Below are 26,514 nucleotides of genomic sequence, written 5' to 3' on the forward strand. Positions count from 1 at the left end.
CCATATACAAGCTGATTTACTCTTTTATACGAACGGCCGCTTTAGAAGTTTCAATATTTTCCCTTCTCGAAACACCAGTCAGTATACTGCCGCTTCAGGCAGCCGCGGAGGTTTGATGAATGTCTTTTATTCACACAATACTGTGCAGGCTTCAAATTCAACATGCTTCTCGTCTTTATTTGCACCGGCAATTTCCATGGTCGAAAACATCGCGCAGACGACGGCTTTGTATTCGTTCATGACGGTTTGAATTTCAATCAGGAACCGTTCGGATGAAGCCGCGTATTCCGTTACGTACTCTTTCATTTTGCCGATAATATCATCTGCCTGACGGCTGAAGCCGGCCGCCTCCAAGTCACTCTCAAACTGGTTTTTGTTGATCATATGAATATGCATTTTTAAAAGGCTCCTTTCAGCAGCATTTTGTGGTTATATCTACTGTAAAGGACAGGCTTGGATAAACTTTTAATAAAATATGAACAAAATATGAATTGGCTCATCGGCCTGACCGGCGGGCTTTCGGCTGTGCTCCGTTTCATTTGGACTACCTGAAATAATGACTTCTTTACTCTGTTAAAAACAGCTCATATATGATCTAATACCAGTAAAATGTTTAGGAGGCGGCCTATGTCAGCAGCAGGAAATCGGCAAAAATTTTGGGTCATGGCGATGCTTATAGCGGTCTTTGCCGTGTTCGTTTTCTCTTTTTCTGAGAATCATTCACAAAAGGACTGGCACACGGCGGTTGACCAGGCGTCAGTGAATGTCTTCGGCCAGCAGATCTTTGAAAAAGACCGTCTGGCAAAAACACTCGACGCACGTGAGGCAGAATCTCTTTTGACTCTTGTGAAACTTGCAAATGAAGAACATCACATCATCTAAAAGCCATTATAAAAAGCCTGTTTCCCTTTGGCAGAGGAAACAGGCTTTTTCCATGTATTATTGAGCATGTTTTTGTTCAATAAACCGGTCGATCCGGGCCAGAACATCCTTCATGTCCGTACAGTCTTTAAAGCTTTCATTAATGGCTTGAATGCCTTGTTTGTATTTTCCGTTATGCAGCACTTCTTTCGCGGCAAGCTTTACCTTTTCAGCGCTCACTTCATCTTTTTGCACGGTATAGCCTGCATCCAATTCAGTCAGGCGGCGCGCAACCATCGGCTGGTCTTTATCGTGCGGGATGACGACCAGCGGCACTTGATAATGAATGCCTTCATTTACACTGTTCATTCCGCCATGCGTGACAAACACGTCGGCTTGCTCCAGCACTTCAAGCTGCGGCACGTACGGGGCGATGATAAAGTTTTCCGGCGCCTGTTTGATTTTCGACAGATCGGCTTTTTCCCCGGCGGCAATGACTACTTTTCCTTCAAAATCTGAGAACGCGTCTATGCACAGATTGAAAAACGCTTCCGTGTCCCCGAGCACCGTTCCCATTGAGATATAAATGACTTTTTCATTCTTTAATGAGTCAATCGGGAAGTCGACGCGCCCTTTTCTCTTCGGAAAACTCGGACCGATAAATAAATACTCATCTCCGAATGTCTCACTTTCGGGCTGAAAATACCTGCTTGTATAGACGACGTTCAATTCACCTGTGTTGTTCATAAATTGAACCATGCTGTCAGGGGCGACACCGTATTTGTCTTTCATCTCGGCCAACAGCTCTTCACATTCCCTGTCCGGCTGAAACGGCACGCCCGATTCCGGATGGAGCGGCAGTATTTTCAGACGGTCTTCATTGAATAGGAAGGATGCTGAAGAAGAGATGCCGGGAATGTTGAGATAATCCCGCACCAGCTCTCCCGCACCGAATTTATCATAATAGACGGCGTCGAATTGAATGTCCTCTGACAGCCGCTGCACAATATGTAAAATCTCCAGTGACGTTTTGATATGAACCTTTAAAAATGCAAGTATGCCGGACGGACTGCCGGGATCAATAGGTGTCATTCTGAGCAGATCGCTGTGAAGATGAACTTTCGCCCCTACTCCTTCCAGTCTGCTTTTGTATTTTTCCGTTGAGATATAATGAACGTGATCGCCCCGTTCGCTGAAGGCCTTTGTCATACCCAAAGTCGGGTTTACGTGTCCTTCTGCGGGAAAATTGATCATCAGAATATGTTTCGCCATTTTTCAAACTCCTTTGCCTTTTTTGCGTCTCTTCCATATCCATCATAAATGACGCGGAAAAAATCATGCAAGGAACATCCGTCAGGTCTTTATGACGGTTCGATGACATCGGCAAAAAAAAAGACAAGGCTTTTCACCTTGTCTATCGTGATGATTCGTCTGTTTCTCCCGCTTTGAGCACGCCTTTCAGATGTTCTTCATCATGCTTGAGATGCTCCGTCATATATTGCACGGCTTTTGTTTTATCGCCCTTTTTTATTTCTTCAAAGACTTTCCGGTGCTCATGCAGGATAACCTCCGCACGGTCATCGCCTTTAAAATTAAGAACTCTGCAAAAATTAATCAGCACATTGACATGCTCAAGCAGCATGGCCAGCCGGCTGTTGCGGCTGAAATCCACAAGGAGCCGATGAAACGACTCGTTTAAGGAAATAATCTCAGTCTCTTTGACGCCTTTATTGATGGCTTCTTCCGTCTCCCGCAGCTGTTTTTCAATGAGGTCAATTTCACTCTCAGCCGCTTCATCAATAACGAGTTCGACCGCCAGTGATTCAAGTGACATTCTGATTTTATAAATCTCTTCAACATCCTTAACGGACAAAGAATAAATGACAAAGCCGTTTCGATCGTCTGCCGTCAAAAGCCCGTCCTTTTCAAGGAGCCGCATGGCTTCTCTGACCGGCGACCGGCTGACTCCGAAATCCTTGGCCAGCTGAGTCTCATTCAGCCGTTCACCCGGTTTAAAAATCCCGTCAAATATCATTTTTTTCAATTGGGAATAAAATTGCAGATAATACGGGATTGGCTTATCTAATTTAAAATTATCCATCTTTCCTACCTCTTCATACAATTTAGGCCTTATTGTTACCATGATCATATAACAGTTTATCTATGGAAGCAACATTCCCGAGCTTGTCAGCATATCGGATGTGGCGTAATATGGAATTATGATGAACGACGGTCGACGGTCTGCCGTAAACCGAAAACAATTCATTCAGAGGTGACGGAAACATGAAAACTTACAAGATTGCCAGCATACCGGGGGACGGTGTGGGGAAAGAAACAATTCCGCAAGCGGAGCGGGTGTTGAACGCGATCGCCGAATTACATGGAGGCATTGCCTTTGATTTCACTTCTTTTCCGTGGAGCTGCGAGTATTATTTGGAGCACGGGACTATGATGCCGGATGATGGATTAGAAACGTTACAGCACTTTGATGCTTTGTTTTTGGGAGCGGTGGGGAATCAAAAACTCGTCCCCGATCATGTTTCGCTGTGGGGGCTGCTCATTAAGATACGCCGGGAATTTGAACAGGTGATTAATGTGCGGCCGGCAAAGCTCCTGCCGGGAATCACTTCCCCCCTCGTTAACCCGAAGGATTTTGATCTGATAGTCGTCCGCGAAAACAGTGAGGGCGAGTACAGCTCTGTCGGCGGCAGAATCTATCAGGGTGAGGACGAAATCGCCATACAAAACGCGGTCTTTTCCCGCCGGGGTACGGAAAGAGTGATGCGGTATGCTTTCGAACTGGCGGAAAGTCGGCGGAAACACGTCACAAGCGCGACGAAATCAAACGGTATTATTCACTCGATGCCGTTCTGGGATGACATCTTTAAAGAGGTCAGCCGGGAGTACGCCGGGATTGAGACGGATTCCCAGCACATCGATGCACTGGCGGCCTTCTTTGTCACGCAGCCGGAACGCTTTGATGTCATTGTCGCTTCGAATTTGTTCGGAGATGTGCTGACAGATATCGGCGCGGCGATTATGGGAAGCATCGGAATCGCTCCCGCAGCCAACATCAATGTAAACGGCAAATACCCTTCCATGTTTGAGCCTGTTCACGGCTCCGCCCCGGATATTGTCGGAAAAGGAATTGCCAATCCTATAGGCCAAATATGGACGGCGAAATTAATGCTCGATTCATTCGGAGAAGAGGAACTGGGCCATCTCCTCTTACAATCTATTGAAACGGTCACAAACAGCGGCATTCTGACTCCTGATGTCGGCGGAAAACATTCAACGGAAGATGTCACTTCCGCTATTATTTCTCAAATCAAGAACAGATAATACGAAAAAACCGCGGGCAGGAAAACTGCACAGCGGTTTTTTTCGTCTCAGACGGGACGGACCGCGCAGAAACAGGCCGATTCACCTGTGAAGCCCGCAATACGGCCTGATTGATCCTTTTCTACAGAAAAAAACCGCTGTATATCACGAGGAGCATCCAGCATCTGTTTTTCCAGTAATGCGGCTTTCTCTTCAGTCAGGCCTGCCCGTTCACACCAGACGGTAAATTGAAATGGTTTCAAAAAGCAGACAGCGGATTCAATCCGGAAGCCGGCTGTCTCCAGAAAACGGAGCCATTCTGTTTTTTTCCACGCCCGAAAGTGGCTCTGATCCCGTTTCTTTTCAATGTCATTATAAAAATGGTCATATTCATCCTTTTCAGGTGCGGTATTGTCAATGAGAAGCAGTCTGCCGCCCGGTTTGACAACCCGAAACGCTTCATGAACAAAGGCTCTGACATCGGGAAAATGATGCGCCGCGATTCTGCATGTGACGATATCGAAAGCAGCATCGGAAAACGGCATCTTTTCAGCATCGCCATTTTCGAATGACACGTTCGTCCATCCGTTTCCGGTTATAAATGCTTCAGCGGCTGCTAACATTTCTTCCGTGAGGTCATATGCGATAACAGAGCGTACGAGAGGAGCGAGAGCGTTAGCCGTATGTCCGCCTCCCGTCGCGATATCCAGCACGTTCATATGCTTTTCGGCACCGGAAGCTGAAACGAGATACGCCAAATCCTCTCCTGCGGCGTGTCCTGGACTAGTCACATATTTCGCGGCGTTTTTGGCAAATTGCCGCTGCGCCTGCTGTTTAATTGAATCCTCCATTATAATCGGGCCCCCTTTTCTTTCTGATTGCTGCCTTAATCAAAATAAACGGGTTCGTCCGGATGTTTGAGATATGCAAACATCCTTTCAATCTGACTTTCCGTATTGCGGGCTTCAGATAGCGGCGGCAGTTCCGTTTCCGCAAAAAAGCCGGCCGCGCTTGTTTCCGTTCCCTCCCTGAGCCGGCCGCCGATGATCTCGCATTTGATAAACACTTTGTAAACGTGGACGGCGGACGGCGGATGGGAATGGCATTTCTTATCCATTACAGCTAACAGTTTAACGGGCTTTACGTCGATTCCCGACTCCTCTTTTACTTCTTTGACAGCGGTCTCGCCCGGAGAAATCCCGATATCAGCCCATCCGCCCGGCAGCGCCCATCTGCCGTCGCTTTTCTCTCTTACCATTAATATGCTCTGATCTTTAAAAACTGCCGCTCTGATATCAACTTTCGGAGTGGGATAGCCCGTGTCACCGGCGAATACGTCTTTAATGATTCTTTTGTCGATGCCGGTATGATGCGCCATGATATCCACGCTTATTTTTCTTATTTCTTCAAATCTCTCAATATCATATATGTCTTTGGAATAAGCCAGCCCCGCTTGCGCCGCGGATTGAAGCTGTTTTGCCCATTCAAGCCATTTTGGCTCCATTTTTTCACCGCCCGTTATGTTAATTGACGAAACCCTGAGGGTCCGGGTATTGCACCTTGAGAGTACCGGTGCCCATGATCCGTTTCTGCTCCTTGTTTTCTGTTTATGGAGGGGCGAATCCTGCCGGGAAAACAGAAAAAAGCCATTCATTTGCTGAATGGCTTTTTTTCATTTTCTATTTTTCTTTCATGACGAGAACGACGCCTGAAACAATAAGGGCCGCCCCGATCCAGAAGGTTCCTCCGATCGTCTCTCCCAGCAGCAGCCAGCCGAGCAATGTCCCGGAAAGCGGCTGAAAGAAGAAAAACAGACCGCCGCTTGCCGCATTCAGCAATTGCAATCCGCGATTCCAAAGCATGAACGCGCAGGCGGTTGAGATCACACCCAAATATAAAAGTCCGCCCCATATCTCAGGCCGGGCAAGCTGAGACAAAGGAATCTCCTGAAGCGGGCCCGCTGTAAACGGGGTCAGGATGACAAATGCGACGCAAATGGAATACGTTGTGACGACAAGCGGTGAGTAATGGCCGGGAACCCGTTTCATCAGCACGGACATCAAAGCCCATGTCAGCGCCGCAGCCAGAAGCGAGAGACCGCCGAGCTGGCTCGACATATCGAGATCTCCGTTCCCCACAATGAGCAATACTCCGATCGTCGCCAGCCCTGTCGATATTCCTTTTTTCAGCGTTAACCGCTCTTTCAACATCAGCCGGGCAAATACAACCATAAATGCGGGAGTGGATGCCGTAATAATCGCACCCATCTGCGCGGTTGATAATTTCGTGCCGATTTCCTGCGTGACGATCGAAATCGTGTTGCCGATCAATCCGATCGCAGCGATCAGTAATAAATCACGTTTATGAACTTTCCAGGATTGGCGTGTAAACAAACTGAGAATCAAAAGCGAAAGAAGCGCCACCGCATATCTCAGCCATACCAGTTCAAGCGGCGGAATGACCGCTACCACAACTTTTACAACGACATACATACCTCCCCAGATACTGGCGGCCAATGTCAAATAAATCGAACCGAACAATGTATTTTTCAATTTGATGCACCCTCCGTTATCATATTAGGTCACGTCATATGCCCTAACGGAGAGAAGCGCAGTCACTTTCCTCCATTAAGGGCGGAGAAGTGCTGCCGGTACATCATGTTCAAATAAGGGCGCTAGAAACATATCGTGTTTCACCTCAATTGCAATCTGATTTTTCTCATTATACAAGGTTTGTTAGAAGACGTAAACGAACGGCGGCACCGGCTTTATCGATTGCGGACTTGCAGCTGGATTCTTGTGATCTGATTGTCAAACCCGTCCGCCACAACCTCATCAAACATATATTCTTCATATGCATAATCGCCCATTTCCAGCCCATACTCTTCAATAAACTGCATGATGCTGCGGTAAGCCGCTTCCGCTTCATCCCCTATTTGGTACCCGACGGCATAAAGCCCTTTCGGCTTGATATGGAGGTCTCTATTCTCTATGCCTTCTTCTGTCTTCATATAAAAATGGGTGTAGTTGTAGAATTCTTTTTTCAGAATCTGCTCCCGCGCAAACAGTCCGCCGACCGGATGCCCCTGATCGAGTTCATGTACCCGCATATAACGGATCAATTCGGAAATGGCGGCAGTGTATTGCCGTTCTGGCAAATGGAGTACGGGTCGTCCTATCATAAGTGTCTCTTCATCTAATCGCTGCAATGAGACGGAGGAAAAGTCTGTCTCCAAGGCTTGTTCGGTCAGCTTCACCTTTGTCTGAATCATCCTTTGCAGGTGCTCCAGCTTTTTGATTTTGCTTTCGATTTCTGAAGATTTCTCTTTTAAAAGCGTGATGATACCCTCAGGAGTTTTGTCTGTTAAGAGCGGTTTGATCTGCTTCAAGGGCACGCCGACCTCCTTAAACAGGCCGATGACCTGGAACAGTTCGAATTGATGATAGGAATAGTATCTGTATCCGTTCGCTTTTTTGATTTCCGGAGAAAGCAGGCCGATCTCGTCATAATGGAACAGGGTTTGTTTTTTTACGTGGCACAGTTTTGCAAATTCACCCGTTGTGAAGTATTTTCTGACGTCTTCGCTCATAATGCCTCCTTGACTATACGGTAACCATATCCTTTATGATGATCATTGTATCCGAGAGAAGGCTGATTCACAAATGGCTTACGCAATGAAAGCTTTACCGTCTCAAAAAAAGCGGAAGAGGAGTATCAAGTATGACGATTGAAATCAGAACAGTCACGGAAGAAAACCGTGCCGATATACTGGCGCTTCATGTAAGGGAAAGCCAGACTTCATTTATTGAAACCGCGGAAGAGTGCTTACAAGATGCTGAGGATTGCCGGCATTATCAGCCGGCCGGTCTTTATGTTAACGGGGAATTGGTCGGCTTTGCCATGTACGGATGGTTTCCGGAATATGATGAGGAAAATGAAAACGGCAGAGTGTGGCTTGACCGTTTTTTTATTGATGAACGTTATCAGGGACGGGGATTGGGCAAGCTGTTGCTTGATGCCCTTATCCGCCATCTCGTTCGAATATATGATTGCAGACGGATTTATTTAAGCCTGTTTGAAGATAACGTCCACGCATTGCGGCTTTATCAAAAATTCGGCTTCTTATTCAATGGAGAGCTGGACTCAAACGGGGAAAAAGTGATGGTGAAAGAGCTGTAAACCCTCTGTATAAAAGCGATTCGGCTTCTTGCCAATACCTTAAATTTGAGGTAACATAAAGATATTAGACGACGGTCGACGGACTACGGTCGATTATTAAAACCTGATACAGCGGAGCGGAACATGGTGATCAGGCATCTAAATGGAGGAGAAGATTGTGCTTATTATACTCGTTATGTTTCTTCTCGGGATTATTCTCGGGTTTATCGGCGCCGGGGGAGCCGGTTTTGTCATTGCACTTTTAACTATACTGTTTCACGTACCGATTCATACGGCGTTGGGCACCTCCCTTGCCGGAATGGCTTTCACAAGTTTATCTGGGGCTTTCAGCCACTACCGTGAAGGCAATATTCAGATGAAAATCGGTCTCATCGTCGGCGTTTTTGCGGCATTCGGTTCGTTTTTCGGGGCAAGGCTTACTTCCCTTATCCCCGCAGATTTGCTGCATTACTTGACGGCGGGCATGCTGTTTTTATCTGCTCTGCTTATTTTAGTCCGGTTATTTATTGTAAAAGAAACACATGAAGATTCCGGACGGCAAAGCAATCTGAACATATGGGTGAAAGCCGTTGTACTCGGTGTCATCGCAGGAATCTTGTCCGGAACATTCGGGATCGGCTCTGCCCCTTTCATCCAAATCGGCTTAATGATTCTTTTGCGCTTATCTATCCGCCAGTCGGTCGGCACCACCATGCTTGTCATTATCCCGCTTGCGGTCGGCGGAGGACTCGGTTATGTGACGGAAGGATTTGTCGATTATATGCTGTTGGTCAAAGTGCTGATCGGAACGATGTGCGGCGCATATGTCGGAGCGAAATTCACCAACCTCGTGCCGAAAGTCATTCTGAAATCAGCCATCTTTTTAACACCGGCCATCGCCGGTCTCATGCTTTTATTTTAAACTGAAACGGGAGGCGGCCGCCTCCCGTTTTTTTCTGTTCTTCACCTGTTTTCGAAGAGCTTTTTCAGCTTTGCTTCCGTTTCGGTATGATCTACCGGCGTATACACACTGCAGCGCAGATCACTGTTGCCCTGAACCTGAAATGAAGTCAGGTTAAAGACCATTTTTCCCGCCTTCGCGTGGCGGAACTCAATTAATACTTCGGGTGCCGAGCTGACTTCGCTCTCATTCCACAGCGTATGAAATTCCGAATACGTTTTCTCCATTTCTTCTATAAACTGAGAATACCACGTATCAGCTACATACTGGCCGTAATACGTTCTGAAAATGGCGATGAATCCTTTCACAAAGTGCTCCCAGTTCACGGCTAAACTTCTTAATTCTTTTCTGGAAAACAATAGCTCTATGAGATTCCGTTTTTCAGGAGGAATTTGTTCAAAATCTAAAAACACGTGAGCCGCGGCCTGGTTCCATCCTACGATATGACACCGCCTGTCCGAGATAATGGTGGGACAATAACGGAGCTCCTGCAGGATTTTTGAAAGCGACGGGCTGATAACCGCTTCTTCCTCCGCGGTAAACGGCTGCTTCACGCCCTCCTCAATGGCAAGCGCGTATAAATAATTTCTCTCATCTTTGTTGAGCTGCAGCGCATCGGAAACGGCGTCCAATACGGCTGCGGACACTTTAATATCTCTGCCCTGCTCCAGCCACGTATACCACGTGGTGCTTACGCCGGCTAATTGCGCGACCTCTTCTCTTCGGAGTCCGGGCGTTCTTCTCCGTGTGCCCATCGGCAGCCCGGCCATCTGCGGAGAAATTTTGGCCCGCTGCGTTTTTAAAAACTCTGAAAGCGCCTGCAATCTTCCTTCTGGTATCATACCGAATCTCTCCTCTCTTACCCTGGTATTCATTATACTAGGATAATCAACAACTTGTAATAGGATAATTGCGAGTTACAATAAATACATACCGAAGGAGGAATGACCATGAAAAGAGTTGTGATCACCGGAATGGGAGTGATTTCACCTCTCGGCAATGATGTGCATACATTTTGGAAACACCTGACGGAAGGAAAATCGGGAATCTCTTTCATCGATTCGTTTGATGTCTCCGATTCAAAGACAAAAATAGCCGGCACCGTCCGTGATTTTGACGCAGAAGAAAGATGGGGCAGAAAAGAAGCGAGACGGCTTGACCGTTTCAGCCAGTTTGCTTTAGCGGCAGCGGAACAGGCGCTTGAAAGCTCCGGGATTCAGCTCGATCAGATTGACCGTGAACGCCTCGGCGTGTACGTCGGCTCGGGAATCGGCGGCATCACGACTTTGATTGATAACGTTCATACTTTAAATGAACGGGGAGCGCGAAAAGTGAGCCCGAGCCTTGTCCCCATGATGATCTCAAACGCGGCCGCCGCTCAAATCAGCATCAGATTAGGCGCGCTCGGCCCCTCACTTTCTCCCGTCACCGCGTGTTCCATCGGCAATACGTCGATCGGGGAAGCTTTCAACGCCATTCGGAATGATGACGCAGATATCATGTTTGCCGGGGGAGCGGAAGCGGCGATTACGAATTTGTCATTAGCCAGCTTCGGCAATGCCCACGCGCTGTCAGCGAGAAACGAAGACCCCGCCGCGGCAAGCCGGCCGTTTGACGCGGATCGCGATGGGTTTGTCATGAGTGAAGGCGCGGGCATCTTAGTATTGGAATCATTGGATAGCGCAATCGGCAGAAACGCCCCGATCCTCTGTGAGGTGCTCGGCTACGGCGCAAGCTCTGACGCCTATCATATGGTAGCCTCCCATCCGGAAGGAACGGGCGCATACCTGGCGATGAAAAACGCTTTGAAAAAGGCGAACGTTTCAGCGGAAGACATTGATGTCGTAAGCGCTCATGCGACAAGCACAAAAGCCGGAGATCTTTCTGAAACATTGGCCATCAAGACATTATTCGGGGAGCTTGCCTATGACATTCCGGTTACGGCCAACAAATCAATGCTCGGCCACATGCTTGGCGCGGCAGGCGGCGTTGAAGCCATCGCTCTGACAGAAAGCCTGAGACACGGCATCATTCCGCCGACGATCAATCTGCAGCACCCTGATTCGGCATGTGATTTGGACTATGTAGCAGACGGACCCCGCCAGCAATCGTTAACGATCGGCCTTTCCAACTCATTCGGCTTTGGGGGGCATAATTCGGCGATCGTGCTGAAGAAATATGAATAGCGGGCATCAAAAAAAGGAGTGAATCATTTCACTCCTTTTTTGCTTTCTCCGGTTTTGTTGTTAAGGCGAAAAAAGCGATGGAACCGATAACGGATGTCGTGAACATTATTGCCCCCATCGGCACGGCCGTCGCTTCATTCATCCCCACAAGCGGCGACACGATGGAACCGAGAAGAAGCGGAAGCATGCCGAGCAGTGCGCTTGCGCTTCCCGCGCGGTGTCCCTGCTTTTCCATCGCCAATGTAAAGGTGCTTGTCAGCGTCATGCCGATCGTAATCATATAAATAAAAATGGAAATCACCAGTGCCGCCAGCGGCCCGTGAATGATTGTCATGACGAGCAGAACGGCAGTCGCCGTCATCGCTGTAATCACGCCGATTCTCAGCAGGCTTTTTTCGTGAATGATCCCGCCGAAACGCCCGATGATAAAGCTTCCGGTAATGATCGCCAGACCGTTTATGCCGAATAAAACACTGAATACCTGAGGCGTTACTCCGTAAATATCCTGATACACGAAAGGCGTTCCGGAGACATACGCAAAGCTCCCGCCGTGAATAAAACCGACCGTCAGCGCATAGCCGATAAATGACCGATCCTTCAGCAGGCTTCCCATTGTCCGCACGGAATTTCCGATGGAGCTCGGAATCCGCTTTTCCGGCGGCAGGGTTTCTGTCAGCTTGAGCGCAATGATGATTACAAGCAAAAAACCGATAAACGTTAAAAAGAGAAAAATCGTATGCCATGATGCAAACGGAAGCAGTAAAATCGCGCCTCCCGTCATCGGCGCCACCATCGGCGCGACGGCGGTAATGACCATCAGCAGCGAGAAAAATTTAGAAAGCTCTCTTCCCGTAAACACATCTCTGACGATTGCACGGGATAAAACGAGTCCTGCCGAAGCGGTGAACCCTTGAAGAAAACGGGCAATCACTAGTGTTGCAATGTTCGGTGCAAGTGCGCAAAACAGAGAAAACAACGCAAATAAAAAAATACATAGTAATAACGGTTTTCTTCTTCCCTTCGCGTCACTTAACGGGCCGACAACAACCTGTCCGATTGTCAGCCCGATCAGACATGCGGTTAAACTGAGCTGGACAAGCGATGCGCGGGCGCTTAAATCTTCAGCGATTTCAGGGAAACTCGGCAGATACATATCTATATTGAGCGGCCCCAGTATCGCAAGCATGCCGAGAAGAAAAGCAAGCGCAAGCCGCTCCTTACCGGTCGGATTATGCAGCATATCGTTCCCACCTTTCCTTTGTCAATCTCTCAAAACATTTGTATATTGTATCATAATTTTTTCTTTATTTTTAAAAGTTTTCAAAGGGCACAAAAAAACCAAGGGCTGTAACAGCCCTTGGTTCCGGGTCACGCGGTAAAAGGTTTTACGCGTGTTTTTCTTTAAATGCTTTTGCGTATTGATCAGCCGCTATAATGGCATCCGCCACGTCGTCAGCCGTCACGTCAAAAGCGGCATGAATCGTTTCTTCTTCAATCGTCGCGGCTTCTGCCACTTTCATAATGTCCTCTTTAGATGCGTCTTTCAATTTGATGTCTTCAAGTGTGACAGGCAGCCCCAAGCTGATATAAAACGCGATATACCGCTCAATTTCCTCAAGCGAACGTTTTTCCAGCGCCAATTGAACGAGCGTGCCGAATGCCACTTTTTCACCGTGGGTCAAGTGATGGATTTCACCTTCAAGCGCGGTAAATCCGTTATGAATGGCATGTGCCGCAGCTAAGCCGCCGCTTTCAAATCCCAGTCCGCTCAGAAGTGTATTGGCTTCAACCACCGCTTCCAATGCGGGCGTAACGGCTTTCGCTTTCACAGACTCATAAGCGAGACGGCCGTATTTGAATAACACCGCTTCACATTTTTCCGCGATAGCTTCTCCGGCGATGGTAGGAATTCCGCCTGCCATCGTTTTACCGCCATTGGCGATGACACTGCGCGCCTCTATCCACGTCGCCATCGCATCGGCAATCCCTGATGCTAAAAAGCGCGGCGGAGCTTCCGCGACGATTTTCGTATCGACCAGAACCAAGTCAGGATTCTTATGATAGAAACGATAGTTTTCGAACGCGCCTTGTTCAGAATATACGACAGACAGCCCGCTTGTCGGAGCATCCGTTGAAGCGGCCGTCGGCACGATAACGGTGTAGCCGTTTATTTCATCTGATACGGCTTTGGCGGTATCAAGCGTTTTACCGCCGCCGACTCCGATGACAATAGTCGCGCCTGCTTTTTCTGCGATGCCGGCAATTCTTTTCATTTCTTCCTGGGAGGCTTCGCCGTTGAAAACCGCCTCTTCAGAAGAAATATTGCTTTTCTTTAATTCAGCCGTCACCTTGTGGCCCGCGATATCCCATACGGTTTTGTCCGCAATGACGACGGCTTTTTCACCAACGCCCTCCAGATGTCCGCCGATCGTTTCAATGGCGTTTTTTCCCTGCACGTATTTGGCCGGACTGATAAAAATTCGTTCCAATGTCATCATCCCTTCTTCGTTGTCTTTCATTACATTTCTCTTATTGATAGAGCAGAAATGAAAACTCTTCTGATATAATTCCTCGTTTTAACTTGATTTAAACCTCATATACACTGCAGAAAAATCAATTTTCACGGCATTGACAAGATGTGAAGGTGTCTATATAATCTTCGATATTGAAGCTGATCATTCTTTACTGAATGAACAAACGAGATTGTGAATGATTCGTCTTAAAAATTATTTAGTTCTGCTGGATAATTTTTGAGGCGTTTTTGTTTTTTATATATTTTTGACTGCAGAGGAGGTTTGCACATGAAGAACATTTGCAAGGATATACTGATGATTATGGCCGGAGCCTTTCTTATTGCGGCGTCCGTGGAATTTTTCGTCATCCCGAATCATTTAGGGGACGGTAGCACCGTGGGAATCGCTCTCGTGTTATATTATCTTTTCCATATACCTGCAAGTATTACGACTCTGGTTGTAAATTTGATTTTTATCGGGCTGGCTTATAAATTTTTAACAAAAAAAACGATTTTATACACGATACTCGGTACGGGGATGACTTCTGTTTTTCTCAGCGTCGTCAGCTTTATTCCGTTCGGCGTGCACGACATGGTGCTCGGGATTGTATTCGGCGCTCTGCTGATGGGAGCGGGGCTGGCATTGATCTTTATCGCTGACGGATCTACCGGCGGGACCACGCTTTTGGCGTATTTATTGAATTACACAAAGGGCTTTAACATCTCGAAAAGCATGTTTTATATGGATTGTGTCATCATTTTCGCATCCGTTTTAGCGATCGGCATCAATCACATGCTGTATACGTTTATATTCGTATATCTGTGCGCCAAAATCGTCGATATTGTCATTGAGGGTTTCCATAATAAAAAAGCCCTCACCATTATGTCTGACCAATACGAAGAAATCGCCAAAGCCATCACCTCTGAGTACGGCAACGCGGCGACGATTTTTTACGGATACGGGTATTACGGCAGCAAAGACAAGCGCATTATCTATGTCGTCATTAAAAAGAACGAATTGCTGAAAATCAAAAAACATGTTCAAAAAATTGACCCGAAATCATTTATCGTTATTCATGAAGTAAAAGAAGCTGTCGGAGGGCAATTCGGGTTTACAAACCTGCCCGCCGCCGCAAATGAAAAATAACCGCCTGCAGTGTATAGCTGCAGGCTTTTTTTATTCGGCTCTTCCCCGCTCAAAGGTTTTTACATCTTTCAATCGAAGTAGTAAATGAAACCTTTTTGATGGAGGAACATAAAAAATGAATATCAAAACTGACAGGCTCGTCATTCGGACATTTGAACCGGAAGATTGGCAGGATGTCTATGCGTACACATCAAATCCGAATGTCATGAAATATATACCAGAGGGTGTCTTTACCGAAGATGATGCCAGGAAATTCGTTACTGAAAACAGCGGTGAACATGCCGGGAAGTTTCCCGTTTTATTGAAGGATGAGAAAACGGTCATTGGCCACATTGCTTTTTTTCAGTATTTTGGCGATCATACGTATGAAATCGGCTGGGTGTTTCACCCGGAATATCAGGGCAAAGGATATGCTTCAGAGGCGGCGCGCGCCGTGCTGGCATTCGGGTTTAACAAGATGAAATTACACCGGATCATTGCGACATGTCAGCCGGAAAACACGGCTTCGCACCGGGTGATGGAAAAGATCGGGATGAGACGGGAAGGCTTTTTTAAAAAATGCATCCCCCATGATAATGAATGGTGGGATGAATATTATTATGCCGTTTTAGAAGAAGAGTGGGAAGTCTCCAATCTGGAATAAAAAGGCTTATACCCTTTGCTTTTACAGATAAGTGTGTGCTACACTGTTTGTAACAAATACGAAGGGATGATGGGTGGACAATGATTAACTAATCTTATTTTGACCGTTTGAAATCAAATATTTCAAATCAGAAAAAATAGGATTAGTCTGCCCATTTTCTATACGATACGAAAGCTATGTGAAAATAGCTTATTTGATCATGCACAGGTACGGCTAATCCTTCCAAATCAATTGGGAGGATTTTTTTGTCCTCCCTTTAAAGCGAGGGATTGACATATGAAAGAAATGTTAAAAATAAGCGGCATCAGTTATGAAATCAACAGCGTTCCCCTTTTTGAACAGATCAGCGCGAGCGTTCAGCAAGGTGACATCATCGGCGTTATCGGTAAAAACGGCGCCGGCAAATCGTTATTGCTGCAATTGATCTGCAATCAAAAAGCGCCGTCACAAGGACAGATTCAGATGATGCAAGATGTGAACATATATATGGTGGAACAAGAAACGGAAGCTTATGATTCCGGCCATCCGGAGCCTGCGGAGGCAGCCTTGTTAGAAAAGTGGAACGTGCCCGCACGCGCCTTTTCGCAATTGAGCGGCGGAGAAAAACTGAAAGCCCGTCTTGCCAAAGGTTTCTCCTCCTCAAGCAGCCTTTTGTTATTAGATGAGCCGACGAACCACCTCGATCAGCACAGTTTAGAAATACTGCTGAATCAGATCAAGAATTACAAAGGCACCATTATTTTCGTTTCGCATGATCGTGCTTTTATAGATGCAGCGGCGACAAAAATCTGGGCCATCGAAGGAAAGAAACTCATTGAACATAAAGGGAATTATTCAAGCTATATGGAGGTCCGCAAACAGAGAAGGCTGACACAGCAGCGGGAATATGAGAATCAGCAAAATATGATCAGACGGATTGAAGCTCAAATGAACGAGCTGAGCGCCTGGTCGAAAAAAGCCCACGCCCAATCAACGAAAATAGAAGGCTTTAAAGAATACCATCGTGTAAAAGCAAAACGCACGGACGCCCAGATTAAATCAAAGCAGAAGCGTCTTGAAAAAGAGCTTGAAAAAGTGAAAGCAGAACCGGTTGAAGCGGAGTATGAAGTCCGTTTTTCCATTGAGCACCGCAAAAAAGCGGGAAAGCGTTTTTTAGAAGTAAGGGATGTCACAAAGTCATATGACGGCCGAACGCTTTTCAAAAACGTGAATTTCACTGTGATGCACGGTGAAAAGATCGCGATTACAGGCCCGAACGGCAGCGGGAAAACAACATTATTGAAGGTCATCCTCGGTCAGGAAAAAGCGCAGGGCGGCATATGGATATCTCCGTCTGCAAATGTCGGATATTTAACCCAGGAAGTATTCGACCTTCCGCTTGATAAAACCCCCGAACAGCTTTTTTACAAAGAAACGTTCGAAGCAAGGGGCAATGTGCAATCCCTCATGAAGCATTTAGGATTTACCGCAGCGCAATGGACGGAACCCATCGGCAAGATGAGCATGGGAGAGCGGGTCAAATGCAAACTGATGGCGTTTATTCTGGAGGAGAAAGATGTGCTGATTCTGGATGAGCCGACAAACCACCTTGATCTGCCGTCACGCGAGCAGCTTGAAGACACTTTGGCCCGATACGACGGAACGCTTATCATCGTATCTCATGATCGCTACTTTCTCGAAAAGACGACGGACATCCGGCTTGATATCTCAAATGGCAGCGTCCGAAAACAATGGAAAGAATCTCCCTCCGTCAGGGACGATGCTGAAGAACTGCGATTAAAGCTTGAAACCGAACGGCAGGAAGTCCTCGGAAAACTCAGCTTCATGACTCCGGCTGATAAACAATATCGTGAGCTTGATCAAAAATTCAAAGAGCTGACGGAAGAAATCAAGAAATTGAAATGAATGTAAAAGCCCGTGATTGTCACGGGTTTTTTTTTTGAAAGTTCACGTATCATGAAGAATAATTTCAAACTGATTTGTACAACCTACGTTCAGATTTATTATGAGCATGGTTCAGGGGGGCAAAGAATGGCCAAACGCATCGGAATTACGGGAAACATTATGGCTGATCAATCCGGTCCTTTCCCGGGTTATAATCGGGCATATGTCAATAATGATTATATTCAGTCTGTTTCTGAGGCCGGCGGTGTGCCGTTTATACTGCCGGTGATTCAAGAGACGGCGCTTGTAAAGGAACAGGTCTCTCATGTTGACGGGATCATTCTGTCCGGCGGCCAGGACATAGACCCGCTGTTTTACGGCGAAGAACCTTTACAGGCTTTAAGAAAGACCTTTCCTGATCGGGACGCCTACGAGAAGGAGCTGATTCTCACGGCGGTTGCTTTAGAAAAGCCGATTCTGGCCATCTGCCGGGGGATGCATATGTTAAACGTCACTTACGGGGGAACTTTATATCAGGATCTAACACACGCTTCGTTTGCTGACATTAAGCATGACCAAGAAAAAGACCCGCCGTTAAAAACCCATCATGTTTCCTTTGAAAAAGGGACACGTCTCCATTCTTTGTTTGGCGATTCAGCGCGGGTGAATTCATTCCATCACCAGATCATAAAAGAGACGGCGCCTTCGTTTAAAGCCGCGGCTTATGCGAAAGACGGGGCCATTGAAGCGATTGAACGGACGGGTGAATTATTTGTCGTCGGCGTGCAATGGCATCCCGAAATGCTGACAAAAAAACATGAAGACATGAAAAAGCTTTTTTCTCTTTTCATGAATGCGATCAGCACATAAAAAAAGCAGATCATAACGATCTGCTTTTTCATTTTATTCTTCCGGTTTCTCCGGTGTTTTGCCTTGTGTCAGCTTATGGCCTTCGATATCCACATTCGGAATGATCTTATCCAGCCACTTCGGCAAGTACCAGGCCGCATGTCCCATCAGCTTCATGACACTCGGAATAATGGTCATTCTTACAATGAACGCATCAAAAAGAACACCGAAGGTCATTGCCAAGCCCATGGATTTGATCGTAGCTTCTCCCGCAAAGATGAATCCCGCAAAGACGAAAATCATGATCAGTCCCGCCGCTGTTACGACAGGTCCGCTATGTTTCAATCCGGCATGGATGGCTTGTACCGGATTTTTTGTTTTGACATATTCTTCTCTCATTCTGCTGACAAGGAATACTTGATAATCCATCGCCAGTCCGAAAAGAATACCGATCGCTAAAATAGGCAGGAAGGCGAGAATCGGGCCTTTTTCCGGAATGCTGAGCAAGCCGGTGAAATTCCCATCCTGCAGAACGAATACCGATAAGCCGAGTGTAGCGGTCATCGTCAGCAAAAAGCCGACGACGGCGGCAAGGGGCACGAGAAGCGAGCGGAAAACAACGGTCAGCAATACAAACGCAAACCCGACAATGAGAATGGCGAATTCCGGAATGGCATCGTTTAACCGATCTGAAATATCAATGTTCACCGCGGTTGACCCGGTGACGAGCAGGCGGATGCCGTTTTTGTCTGATCGTTTCCGTATATCCTGCACTAACTCTTTCGTTGCCTTATCATTCGGCCCGGTTTCAGGCACTGCCGTAATAATGGCATAGTCCCCTTTTTCGTTCGGCATGGCCGGTGTGACGCTCGCCACATTGTGCAAGTCCTTCATTTCGTTCACGGCGTCTTGAAATGCTTCACTTTTGTTCCCCTTGACCCCTTTTGCATCGGCAACAATTGTCAGCTTGCCGTTAAAGCCCTCGCCGAATCCTTTAGACAAAAGATCATAGGCGCGGCGATCCGGGCTGTCTTTCGCTTTCATTCCCGCATCAGGCAGCCCCAGCTCTAAATGCATGGCCGGCAGACTGATGACGGCTAAAAGAATAATGCTGAAAATGCTTAACAGAATAGGCTTCTTTGTAACGAAGCGCCCCCAGGCATTCGTGTCGGCGCTTTTCTTTTCTTTCTTCTTGTTTGATTTCGGAATCATCCGTTTTCCCACGATTGACAACACCGCAGGAACCAGCGTTACTGATGCCAATACAGCCATCAGCACACTGAGTGCCGCAGTCAATCCCATGGCAGACATGAACGGAATGCCGACAACGGTCAATCCGCAAAGCGCGACGATCACGGTCAGTCCCGCAAAAACGACGGCGCTGCCAGCCGTTCCCGCGGCTTTAGCGATCGATTCATTTTTTTGTACACCTTCGCCCAAAAACTGACGATGCTTCGTAAAGATAAACAGCGCATAATCAATCCCGACGGCCAGTCCGATCATTCCGGATAATGAGAGACTGACCGAGGCTATCGTAAAGAACTGTGTCCCGATTAACGTCAGCGCGACGCTTACGCCTAACCCAATCAGGGCCGTGACAATCGGAAGCCCCGCTATGACTAATGAACCAAACGTAATAGCCAGTACGACGAATGCCAGCACAACGCCGACAATTTCAGATACACCGCCGATTTCAACACCGGCCCCCGGCACATCGCCGCTGAGCTCCGTCTGCAGACCTTTGTCTCCTGCGGCGGACAGACTGTGTTTAATATGTGAAACAGACGCATCCGTAATGTCATCCGCCGCTTTTTTGTACGTAATATCGGCATATGCTACTGATCCGTCTTTAGAAATGGTTCCTGTCTCAAAAGGACTTGCAATCGAAGCGACTGAATGATCTGTTTTGATCTTCTTTAATGTCTCTTCAATCGCTTGTTTTTCCGGTTTTGACGTCAATTTCTTCCCGTCTTCAGCTCCGAAAATAACCCGTATGCTTCCTTTATCGGGACCCTTTGAAAATTCTTTTTGAATCATATCCATCGCCTTTTCAGAAGGTGTGTCGGGAATTGACATATCCTCAGAAAAAGCAGGTTTTAACGAGATGGCGATCACAATCGAAGCGATCAGTATCACGAGCCACGCACTGATCATTTTTAATCGATTGCGGGCAGACCATCCCCCTAATTTATATAAAAAACCAGACATCGAATACTCCTCTCCAATCATTACTTTCTGCCTAATTGTAGTTCACATTCACATAAAAAAAACGTACATAGGGGCATGTACGTTTGGGCAGTTTTTCATTATATATTCAGTTTCAGAATGCCTTTTTGCATGGCAATGGTGACGGCTTCCGTCCGCGAATCAGCGCCTAATTTGTTATAAATTGATGTTAATCTCGCTTTTACCGTCCGCTCTGAGATTCCTAAATCGAAGGCGATCGCTTTGCTTTTATGTCCTTGCGCAACGGCTTGCAGAACTATGATTTCCTTGTCCGTCAGCTGTGTTTCATTGGCATTTGCCCGTTCCATTTTCATTTCCCGGAAACGCCGCAAGATGTCCGGCTGCAGAAGCACTTCTCCCCTGACTGCCGCATCCATCGTATGAAATAAGGTTTCTGAGCTTGTGTCCTTCAGCAGATAACCGTTCGCGCCTGATTCGATGCCTTCTATCATCAGATGATCTTCATTATAGGTCGTCAAAATAATGATCGGCACATCAGAATGCTCTTTTATCTGTTTAATGGCTTCCAGCCCGCTCATTTCCGGCATGTACAGATCCATGAGAATGACATCGGGCTTTAGTTCCTCTGCGAGGCGGACGGCGGTTTTCCCGTTTTCCGCTTCTCCCGTTATGGTGTAATGGTCATTTGTTTCTATCAAAAGCTTCAGACCTTCTCTGACGACAAGATGGTCATCTGCTATTAACACTTTATACATGTTCCGCCTCTCCCTGAATTGGTATGATGATCTCAATTTGAGTCCCCGCTGATCTGGCGCTTGTTATACGGAAAGTACCGTTCATCATATTGACGCGTTCTTGTATCCCAAGCAGCCCGTAATGTCCGCTTTTTCTCATTTCTGTTCCGGCATCAAAGCCTTTCCCGTCATCTTTGACGGTTATGCGGATCTGTCTCTCTTCTTCCCGAACGGACACCCAGACATTCTTTGCTTCTGCATGCTTGGCGGCGTTTGTCAGGCCTTCTCCGATCATGTAATGGCAATTCTCCGCCGTATGAACGTCAAGCACATGATGCACGCTGTAATCTAAAAAACAAGACAGCCCGGAGGCTTCTGTAAAATGGTTGATTTGTTCAGTGATGCTTTCTTTTAAGAAACCGATCTCTTCTGATTTACTGCGAAGGTTATCAATGGCCGAGCGCGCATCAGCCAATGTGCCCTTCACTCTGTCCATTGACTGGCTGATGATGTCTTTCGCTCTGTCAGTGTTATCTTTCGAAAGATGAACTTGCACCGCTTCAAGCTGCATGTGCAAGCTGACCAATCCTTGGGCAAGCGTATCGTGTAAGTCTCTCGCCATCCGCTGTCTTTCATTCTGAAGCGTCAGCTGTTTCACTTGCCGGTGAGCGAGCTCTAATTTTTCAAGCGTCATCTGTGTTTTTATTTTTTCATCAACTTGCGCGAAAAATGTGGCCGCATACGTGATAATCACGATCATGATGGGAGCGGCGATAACGATGAAACGCAGCAGATGATGCGGATGCTCCTGATGCAGGGCTGTTATGGACATTAAAATGAAAAGATAGAGTATGAGCAACGTTTTTCCCTTATCCGCCATTCCGATAATCTGCCCGATTAAAAAGGCATAGAGACCGATGACCAGTGCGATATAGCCGCCGGTCATCAAGTTAGCCGATGTATATATGATAAATCCCTGTATGATGAAATAAAGAAACGTCTTTTTCTTCACCCAGCGATGGGAATGCCAGTGCAGCACGGTAAAAATGACGATCAATATCGTGAATAACAGCTGCAAAAAAACCGTCCAGCTTTCATAAATGTACTGCAAAGAAACTGATGCGGCATATACCATTAAAATAAACGCCAGACCGGGCACCCGAAGCGCAAGCATATGCAATGAGCGTCTGTCACGGGAGACGTAGTCTTCTTGATGTTTTGTACCAAACAATCTCTGTCCACTTCCTTTTAGCCGACCGGCCTCACGAGGTTTTATTCTATTTGTCATCATACCATATGTGCCTTCTTCTCACCTTCCCCTTCTGTCCCTGCATGACGGGTGAAAGAAAAAACAGCCTGCGGGATTGTTCGCAAGCTGTTTTTGTTCATATCTTTTTTATGACCTTCCCCGGGTTTCCGGCCATGACGGGATTTGGCGGGACGTCTTTCGTAACGACTGTACCGGCCGCAATGACGGAGTTTTCGCCGATGGTGACGAAAAATGACACAGCTGCCTCCGATCGTAATCGGAATGCCGTAACCGCTTTTATTTCTTCCTCCCGGCTGTATAGATCCCGACATTCGGCCCTATCATACAGTTATCGCCTATTCGCACGTCAGCCATGTCTAAATGGTGCAATTACAGCCGGCATAAAAATGATCACCGACATGAATATTGGTTCCGATATCACAGTGAAAGTTATGCTCGATGCCCGGTTTTTCCCCTGCCGTCCCGAACAATTCTCTGATGAGCGCTTCTTTTGTTTCAAACGCTTCCGGATCGGCGTCGTTTAATTCCCGGACAAGCCTATGCGCCCGGATGTTTTTCTTCCTCAGCTCTTCCGTTTCGCGTTCATAATAGATTTTGTTATCAGAACTCATGTGTCGAGCCTCCATTTTCAGCAAGGATATTCTGTTTATTCTCCGCTTGAAAACAATGTTAACCCGTCTTGACTGATTCGGTAAGTATATTTTAAACTACTTTTAATAAGTCTTTTAAAAAGTGATTAATAAAGGGGTGCAGAATCATGGCAAATACCATTAATAATACATCCATTGTAAAAAAAACGAATGAAGAAACAATCATTGAAGCGCTGCTGAAAACGGATGCGGCCACCATTTCCTTTCTCTCTCAACAAACAGGGCTCAGCGCCGCCACGTGCGGAAACATTTTACATGAATTAAAAGAACGCGGCGAAGTTATGGAACTGGAACCGAGCGCCTCAACAGGCGGAAGAAAAGCAAGGCAGTTTACGTTAAATGCGGACAGTCATTTGGTACTCGGCATATCCGTTAAAACAGAAGGCGGCGTCCATTCGATTGACGTCGCGCTGGCAGATTGGCACGGTGACTATATTGAAAAAGACAGCCACTTTTATGATGTCATCAATTATGACGTCATCGAACGGCTTACTGACGAATGGATAAGGCGGTTTCCCAATATAAAGGCGATCGGCATGGGGGTTCAGGGTGTGGTCAGCCACGGCATCATCGGCATTTGTGACACTGAAGAGCTGTGTGATATCCCGATGCAGGAAAGACTTGAAGCCAGACATTCTGTCAAGGTCAATGTAGAAAACGAGATGCATTACGCTTTGTACGGATTTTATCGCGATCAGCAATATTCCGTCCCGAAAACCATCGCCATGGCCGCATTTGTCAAAGACAACCCTCCGGGAGCGCGCTTCGTTATAGACGGGCGCTTAGTCAAAGGCAATACGCAATTCGCCGGAGAAATTTCTTATATTCCATTTGAAACGACACGGAAGCAGCAGCTTGAAAAGCTCTATTCACCTGATTCTTTTCCGGAACTGGCTGTTAAGATGACAAGCGCCATGATTTCAATCATCAATCCGCAGGCCATTGCGTTTATCGGAGAATTATCAAAGGGATTGGATATGGAACAGGTTTATGAAGCATGCTCCGCTTTTGTCCCGAAAGAACACATGCCCGAGCTGATTCTCATAGATGACATCCAGCCCTATTATCAAAAAGGATTGATTGCCATCACATTAAAATCTCTGCGTTTTCCGCTTCATTTGGCAGAGAGGGAACTGATTTCATGAGTAAACAGGGCATTCAAAAATGGAAACTTTCCCTTTTTTTTATTTTTTCGCTGCCCGGACTTGCTTTCTCATCCTGGATTTCCCGCACGCCTGAAGTCAGAGAAACGCTGAAAGCCTCGACTTCAGTGATGGGATTGATTATTTTCGGCCTTGCATGCGGCTCATTAATCGGTCTGTTAAGCGCCAGCCGGATCATCTCGCGGAAGGGAACCAGATTCGCAGCTCTGATCAGTGTTCTGATTGTCATTATCGGGATATTCGTCATCAGCGCAGGTGTTTTTGCCGCTTTCAAAAGCATCGTATTTGCCGGACTGATCATCTTCGGGCTCGGCTACGGACTTGCGGAAGTGGCCCTTAATGTAGATGGTTCCGCCCTTGAACACGCCGCCGGGAAAACCATGATGCCCGCATTGCACGCATCGTTCAGCGCCGGCACATTGATAGGCGCGGGACTCTCCTCTCTCGCTATTTTATTCAAGGTTCCCGTGCTCGTTCACCTGCTGCTCATTGCCGGAATTGAGTTTATCCTGATTTTTACTTTCTTCCGGTTTCTGCCGGAGGACACCGGGAAAGAAGATGCCGTCTCAAGGCGGCAGGAAGTCTCAAGCGAAAAGCCGGAAAACGTCTGGACAGAGCCGCGCACACTGCTGATCGGGCTCATCGTGCTCGGAATGGCTTTCGCAGAAGGGTCGGCCAATGACTGGCTTCCGCTCACCATGACGGATGGTTTTCACGTGACGCACGCGCAAGGCACGGCGGTTTACGGGGTCTTCCTCACCGCTATGCTGATCGCCCGCATCTTTGGCGGGGCATTTTTGGACCGGTACGGACGCGTGCCCGTTCTTCGTCTCTGCACCGCCGTCAGTGTCATCGGACTTTCCCTTGTAATTTTCAGCGGAAACCTCACAGCAGCCGTAATCGGCGTCTTTCTTTGGGGAATCGGCGCCTCCCTCGGCTTCCCGGTCGGCCTTTCCGCAGCCGGCGATGACCCAAAAGGAGCAGTTAAGCGGGTCGGAGCAATCTCCTTCGTCGGCTACTGCGCCTTCTTAGTCGGCCCTCCCGTTCTCGGACTGCTCGGTGAAGAATTCGGCCTTGTTAAAGCACTGATCATCGTACTGATCGGCATCGTGCTCAGCGGGCTCGTCTCCCGCGCGGCAAAACCGCCCGCGCATCAGAAAAACGTTCATGACACCAACAGCCATTCCATGTGAACAAGAGGAAGCGATTGTGCTTCCTCTTTTTTTTGATGCACCGTCAGGCTTTTTCTCCGCTTTTTCTTACAAACAAAATTTGTAAGACTAGAGCTCTTTTCTCAGGGGAAATTAATTACGTATTTTTAGAAAGGGAGGTTTCAGACGATTATGGAAAAGCGTGAATTAGCGGCTCACGAGTCGCTGGACTTACATGAAATCATTAACTTCAAGACGCTTTGTGTAGCGAAATCCAAGCTCATGCAAGGGCTTGTGTTTGATCAGGATCTGAAAACGTTAATGGAAAAAGACGTTCAGCAAGCCTCTCAAGACCTGGCTGATCTGCAGGCGGTTTATGAACGGGCAACGTTTCAGGCTCCCGTTCCTCAAAACCGGCCGACTTCGATCATCAATTGAAAGGAAGGTAAGCATCATTGAATCATGACCATTTAGATCCGATCAATTCATTACATGTCCCTGAACTTGCGGATATGACATTCGCAATGGATTTTCTCATACGCGCCAAAGAAGGCGTCAGAAATACCGCCGTTGCTTTAACAGAAACCGCTTCACCTGATGTAAGAGCTTTGCTGCGCAAACAGCTCATGCAGGGAATCGCGATGCATCAGGAGATAACAGACTTGATGGTCAGCAAAAAGTGGTTTCACCCGCATGATTTGAGCGAACAGTATAAATTGGATCAGCTCTCTGCAAAAAATACCCTCATGGTCGGAAGCATGAACCTGTTTCCCGTTGAAACAAACAGAAAAGGGATGTTTGACCGCACACCTGATGAACACTAACACTGGAGGTATT

28 protein-coding genes are annotated in these 26,514 nt (G+C 47.1%); 13 read left to right on the forward strand and 15 right to left on the reverse strand.

Going from position 1 to position 26,514, the window contains the following annotated elements:
- Positions 1 to 126 precede the first annotated feature (126 nt).
- A complete protein-coding gene (locus CXL14_RS00380) occupies positions 127 to 396 on the reverse strand; it encodes a hypothetical protein (protein ID WP_007409303.1) in 270 nt (89 codons plus the stop codon).
- Positions 397 to 627: 231 nt separating this feature from the next.
- On the opposite strand from CXL14_RS00380, the gene CXL14_RS00385 reads away from it, so the two are divergent.
- A complete protein-coding gene (locus CXL14_RS00385; protein WP_014417054.1) occupies positions 628 to 882 on the forward strand; it encodes a hypothetical protein in 255 nt (84 codons plus the stop codon).
- Between the two features lie 57 nt (positions 883 to 939).
- Here CXL14_RS00385 and CXL14_RS00390 read toward each other — a convergent pair whose 3' ends face one another.
- Both CXL14_RS00390 and CXL14_RS00395 read right to left on the reverse strand, forming a co-directional pair.
- Complete coding sequence (locus tag CXL14_RS00390) at positions 940 to 2,133, reverse strand: macrolide family glycosyltransferase (RefSeq protein WP_014417053.1); 1,194 nt, start codon at positions 2,131 to 2,133, stop codon at positions 940 to 942.
- A 142-nt stretch (positions 2,134 to 2,275) separates the two neighbouring features.
- Positions 2,276 to 2,962 carry a GntR family transcriptional regulator gene (locus tag CXL14_RS00395; protein ID WP_014417052.1) on the reverse strand — a complete coding sequence of 229 codons (687 nt, stop codon included), beginning with the start codon at positions 2,960 to 2,962 and terminating at the stop codon, positions 2,276 to 2,278.
- A 182-nt stretch (positions 2,963 to 3,144) separates the two neighbouring features.
- Here CXL14_RS00395 and CXL14_RS00400 point away from each other — a divergent pair, with 182 nt between their 5' ends.
- Positions 3,145 to 4,203 (forward strand): tartrate dehydrogenase, encoded by a 1,059-nt coding sequence (locus CXL14_RS00400; RefSeq protein WP_014417051.1) that lies wholly within the window; start codon positions 3,145 to 3,147, stop codon positions 4,201 to 4,203.
- Positions 4,204 to 4,250: 47 nt separating this feature from the next.
- Here the strand turns inward: CXL14_RS00400 and CXL14_RS00405 are convergent, their stop codons facing one another.
- From CXL14_RS00405 to CXL14_RS00420, 4 genes are all read right to left on the reverse strand, one after another.
- The gene (locus CXL14_RS00405; protein ID WP_014417050.1) at positions 4,251 to 5,033 is read right to left on the reverse strand and encodes a class I SAM-dependent methyltransferase; all 783 of its coding nucleotides are present in this window, start codon (positions 5,031 to 5,033) and stop codon (positions 4,251 to 4,253) included.
- 35 nt (positions 5,034 to 5,068) lie between these two features.
- A complete protein-coding gene (locus CXL14_RS00410) occupies positions 5,069 to 5,686 on the reverse strand; it encodes an NUDIX hydrolase (RefSeq protein WP_014417049.1) in 618 nt (205 codons plus the stop codon).
- 175 nt (positions 5,687 to 5,861) lie between these two features.
- Positions 5,862 to 6,734, reverse strand: a complete 873-nt coding sequence (locus tag CXL14_RS00415; protein WP_014417048.1) for a DMT family transporter — start codon at positions 6,732 to 6,734, stop codon at positions 5,862 to 5,864.
- Between the two features lie 215 nt (positions 6,735 to 6,949).
- Complete coding sequence (locus CXL14_RS00420; protein ID WP_014417047.1) at positions 6,950 to 7,771, reverse strand: MerR family transcriptional regulator; 822 nt, start codon at positions 7,769 to 7,771, stop codon at positions 6,950 to 6,952.
- A gap of 131 nt (positions 7,772 to 7,902) precedes the next feature.
- Between CXL14_RS00420 and CXL14_RS00425 the strand changes: the two genes are divergently transcribed.
- Together CXL14_RS00425 and CXL14_RS00430 are read left to right on the forward strand one after the other, a co-directional pair.
- A complete protein-coding gene (locus CXL14_RS00425; RefSeq protein ID WP_014417046.1) occupies positions 7,903 to 8,361 on the forward strand; it encodes a GNAT family N-acetyltransferase in 459 nt (152 codons plus the stop codon).
- A gap of 157 nt (positions 8,362 to 8,518) precedes the next feature.
- On the forward strand, positions 8,519 to 9,262 hold the full coding sequence (locus tag CXL14_RS00430; RefSeq protein ID WP_021495024.1) for a sulfite exporter TauE/SafE family protein: 744 nt from the start codon (positions 8,519 to 8,521) through the stop codon (positions 9,260 to 9,262).
- 41 nt (positions 9,263 to 9,303) lie between these two features.
- Here CXL14_RS00430 and CXL14_RS00435 read toward each other — a convergent pair whose 3' ends face one another.
- Positions 9,304 to 10,143: a helix-turn-helix transcriptional regulator gene (locus CXL14_RS00435; RefSeq protein WP_014417044.1), complete on the reverse strand. Its 840-nt coding sequence runs from the start codon at positions 10,141 to 10,143 to the stop codon at positions 9,304 to 9,306.
- A gap of 108 nt (positions 10,144 to 10,251) precedes the next feature.
- Here CXL14_RS00435 and fabF point away from each other — a divergent pair, with 108 nt between their 5' ends.
- Entirely contained in the window at positions 10,252 to 11,487 is a 1,236-nt protein-coding gene (fabF, locus tag CXL14_RS00440) for a beta-ketoacyl-ACP synthase II (protein ID WP_014417043.1), read from the forward strand.
- Between the two features lie 28 nt (positions 11,488 to 11,515).
- Here the strand turns inward: fabF and CXL14_RS00445 are convergent, their stop codons facing one another.
- Positions 11,516 to 12,727: a Bcr/CflA family efflux MFS transporter gene (locus tag CXL14_RS00445; RefSeq protein WP_014417042.1), complete on the reverse strand. Its 1,212-nt coding sequence runs from the start codon at positions 12,725 to 12,727 to the stop codon at positions 11,516 to 11,518.
- Between the two features lie 145 nt (positions 12,728 to 12,872).
- Positions 12,873 to 14,006, reverse strand: a complete 1,134-nt coding sequence (locus tag CXL14_RS00450; RefSeq protein WP_014417041.1) for a glycerol dehydrogenase — start codon at positions 14,004 to 14,006, stop codon at positions 12,873 to 12,875.
- Between the two features lie 282 nt (positions 14,007 to 14,288).
- Here CXL14_RS00450 and CXL14_RS00455 point away from each other — a divergent pair, with 282 nt between their 5' ends.
- From CXL14_RS00455 to CXL14_RS00470, 4 genes are all read left to right on the forward strand, one after another.
- Entirely contained in the window at positions 14,289 to 15,146 is an 858-nt protein-coding gene (locus CXL14_RS00455; RefSeq protein ID WP_014417040.1) for a YitT family protein, read from the forward strand.
- Positions 15,147 to 15,261: 115 nt separating this feature from the next.
- Positions 15,262 to 15,789 carry a GNAT family N-acetyltransferase gene (locus tag CXL14_RS00460; protein WP_014417039.1) on the forward strand — a complete coding sequence of 176 codons (528 nt, stop codon included), beginning with the start codon at positions 15,262 to 15,264 and terminating at the stop codon, positions 15,787 to 15,789.
- A 276-nt stretch (positions 15,790 to 16,065) separates the two neighbouring features.
- The gene (gene abc-f, locus CXL14_RS00465) at positions 16,066 to 17,694 is read left to right on the forward strand and encodes a ribosomal protection-like ABC-F family protein (protein ID WP_014417038.1); all 1,629 of its coding nucleotides are present in this window, start codon (positions 16,066 to 16,068) and stop codon (positions 17,692 to 17,694) included.
- A 126-nt stretch (positions 17,695 to 17,820) separates the two neighbouring features.
- Positions 17,821 to 18,543, forward strand: coding sequence for a gamma-glutamyl-gamma-aminobutyrate hydrolase family protein (locus tag CXL14_RS00470; RefSeq protein ID WP_014417037.1), 723 nt, complete (start codon positions 17,821 to 17,823; stop codon positions 18,541 to 18,543).
- A 33-nt stretch (positions 18,544 to 18,576) separates the two neighbouring features.
- Here the strand turns inward: CXL14_RS00470 and CXL14_RS00475 are convergent, their stop codons facing one another.
- The 5 genes from CXL14_RS00475 to CXL14_RS20285 all read right to left on the reverse strand — a co-directional run bounded on the left by CXL14_RS00475 (position 18,577) and on the right by CXL14_RS20285 (position 23,324).
- Complete coding sequence (locus tag CXL14_RS00475; protein WP_053285506.1) at positions 18,577 to 20,730, reverse strand: MMPL family transporter; 2,154 nt, start codon at positions 20,728 to 20,730, stop codon at positions 18,577 to 18,579.
- Positions 20,731 to 20,828: 98 nt separating this feature from the next.
- Entirely contained in the window at positions 20,829 to 21,464 is a 636-nt protein-coding gene (locus CXL14_RS00480; protein WP_053285505.1) for a two-component system response regulator YdfI, read from the reverse strand.
- A complete protein-coding gene (locus CXL14_RS00485) occupies positions 21,457 to 22,674 on the reverse strand; it encodes a sensor histidine kinase (protein WP_079891268.1) in 1,218 nt (405 codons plus the stop codon). Before CXL14_RS00485 ends, CXL14_RS00480 begins: the two co-directional genes overlap by 8 nt.
- Positions 22,675 to 22,828: 154 nt before the next feature.
- Positions 22,829 to 22,951, reverse strand: a complete 123-nt coding sequence (locus CXL14_RS20485; protein WP_014417033.1) for a maltose O-acetyltransferase — start codon at positions 22,949 to 22,951, stop codon at positions 22,829 to 22,831.
- A gap of 118 nt (positions 22,952 to 23,069) precedes the next feature.
- Positions 23,070 to 23,324 (reverse strand): maltose acetyltransferase domain-containing protein, encoded by a 255-nt coding sequence (locus CXL14_RS20285; protein WP_014417032.1) that lies wholly within the window; start codon positions 23,322 to 23,324, stop codon positions 23,070 to 23,072.
- Between the two features lie 146 nt (positions 23,325 to 23,470).
- On the opposite strand from CXL14_RS20285, the gene CXL14_RS00495 reads away from it, so the two are divergent.
- The 4 genes from CXL14_RS00495 to CXL14_RS00510 all read left to right on the forward strand — a co-directional run bounded on the left by CXL14_RS00495 (position 23,471) and on the right by CXL14_RS00510 (position 26,501).
- On the forward strand, positions 23,471 to 24,508 hold the full coding sequence (locus tag CXL14_RS00495; RefSeq protein ID WP_014417031.1) for an ROK family protein: 1,038 nt from the start codon (positions 23,471 to 23,473) through the stop codon (positions 24,506 to 24,508).
- Positions 24,505 to 25,719 carry an MFS transporter gene (locus CXL14_RS00500; protein WP_072177221.1) on the forward strand — a complete coding sequence of 405 codons (1,215 nt, stop codon included), beginning with the start codon at positions 24,505 to 24,507 and terminating at the stop codon, positions 25,717 to 25,719. Before CXL14_RS00495 ends, CXL14_RS00500 begins: the two co-directional genes overlap by 4 nt.
- A 150-nt stretch (positions 25,720 to 25,869) precedes the next feature.
- Positions 25,870 to 26,115 carry a hypothetical protein gene (locus tag CXL14_RS00505; RefSeq protein ID WP_007409324.1) on the forward strand — a complete coding sequence of 82 codons (246 nt, stop codon included), beginning with the start codon at positions 25,870 to 25,872 and terminating at the stop codon, positions 26,113 to 26,115.
- 17 nt (positions 26,116 to 26,132) lie between these two features.
- Positions 26,133 to 26,501: a spore coat protein gene (locus CXL14_RS00510; protein ID WP_014417029.1), complete on the forward strand. Its 369-nt coding sequence runs from the start codon at positions 26,133 to 26,135 to the stop codon at positions 26,499 to 26,501.
- Positions 26,502 to 26,514: the final 13 nt, after the last annotated feature.

Source organism: Bacillus sp. SJ-10 (assembly GCF_002843505.1).
In the GTDB taxonomy this organism is placed as follows: domain Bacteria; phylum Bacillota; class Bacilli; order Bacillales; family Bacillaceae; genus Bacillus; species Bacillus velezensis.

Bases quoted from the DNA above. Each gene is read 5' to 3' on its own strand.
- CXL14_RS00380 (WP_007409303.1), bottom strand. From the start codon at position 396: ATGCATATTCATATGATCAACAAAAACCAGTTTGAGAGTGACTTGGAG.
- CXL14_RS00385 (WP_014417054.1), top strand. From the start codon at position 628: ATGTCAGCAGCAGGAAATCGGCAAAAATTTTGGGTCATGGCGATGCTT.
- CXL14_RS00390 (WP_014417053.1), bottom strand. From the start codon at position 2,133: ATGGCGAAACATATTCTGATGATCAATTTTCCCGCAGAAGGACACGTA.
- CXL14_RS00395 (WP_014417052.1), bottom strand. From the start codon at position 2,962: ATGGATAATTTTAAATTAGATAAGCCAATCCCGTATTATCTGCAATTT.
- CXL14_RS00400 (WP_014417051.1), top strand. From the start codon at position 3,145: ATGAAAACTTACAAGATTGCCAGCATACCGGGGGACGGTGTGGGGAAA.
- CXL14_RS00405 (WP_014417050.1), bottom strand. From the start codon at position 5,033: ATGGAGGATTCAATTAAACAGCAGGCGCAGCGGCAATTTGCCAAAAAC.
- CXL14_RS00410 (WP_014417049.1), bottom strand. From the start codon at position 5,686: ATGGAGCCAAAATGGCTTGAATGGGCAAAACAGCTTCAATCCGCGGCG.
- CXL14_RS00420 (WP_014417047.1), bottom strand. From the start codon at position 7,771: ATGAGCGAAGACGTCAGAAAATACTTCACAACGGGTGAATTTGCAAAA.
- CXL14_RS00425 (WP_014417046.1), top strand. From the start codon at position 7,903: ATGACGATTGAAATCAGAACAGTCACGGAAGAAAACCGTGCCGATATA.
- CXL14_RS00435 (WP_014417044.1), bottom strand. From the start codon at position 10,143: ATGATACCAGAAGGAAGATTGCAGGCGCTTTCAGAGTTTTTAAAAACG.
- fabF (WP_014417043.1), top strand. From the start codon at position 10,252: ATGAAAAGAGTTGTGATCACCGGAATGGGAGTGATTTCACCTCTCGGC.
- CXL14_RS00445 (WP_014417042.1), bottom strand. From the start codon at position 12,727: ATGCTGCATAATCCGACCGGTAAGGAGCGGCTTGCGCTTGCTTTTCTT.
- CXL14_RS00450 (WP_014417041.1), bottom strand. From the start codon at position 14,006: ATGAAAGACAACGAAGAAGGGATGATGACATTGGAACGAATTTTTATC.
- CXL14_RS00455 (WP_014417040.1), top strand. From the start codon at position 14,289: ATGAAGAACATTTGCAAGGATATACTGATGATTATGGCCGGAGCCTTT.
- CXL14_RS00460 (WP_014417039.1), top strand. From the start codon at position 15,262: ATGAATATCAAAACTGACAGGCTCGTCATTCGGACATTTGAACCGGAA.
- abc-f (WP_014417038.1), top strand. From the start codon at position 16,066: ATGAAAGAAATGTTAAAAATAAGCGGCATCAGTTATGAAATCAACAGC.
- CXL14_RS00470 (WP_014417037.1), top strand. From the start codon at position 17,821: ATGGCCAAACGCATCGGAATTACGGGAAACATTATGGCTGATCAATCC.
- CXL14_RS00475 (WP_053285506.1), bottom strand. From the start codon at position 20,730: ATGTCTGGTTTTTTATATAAATTAGGGGGATGGTCTGCCCGCAATCGA.
- CXL14_RS00480 (WP_053285505.1), bottom strand. From the start codon at position 21,464: ATGTATAAAGTGTTAATAGCAGATGACCATCTTGTCGTCAGAGAAGGT.
- CXL14_RS20285 (WP_014417032.1), bottom strand. From the start codon at position 23,324: ATGAGTTCTGATAACAAAATCTATTATGAACGCGAAACGGAAGAGCTG.
- CXL14_RS00495 (WP_014417031.1), top strand. From the start codon at position 23,471: ATGGCAAATACCATTAATAATACATCCATTGTAAAAAAAACGAATGAA.
- CXL14_RS00500 (WP_072177221.1), top strand. From the start codon at position 24,505: ATGAGTAAACAGGGCATTCAAAAATGGAAACTTTCCCTTTTTTTTATT.
- CXL14_RS00505 (WP_007409324.1), top strand. From the start codon at position 25,870: ATGGAAAAGCGTGAATTAGCGGCTCACGAGTCGCTGGACTTACATGAA.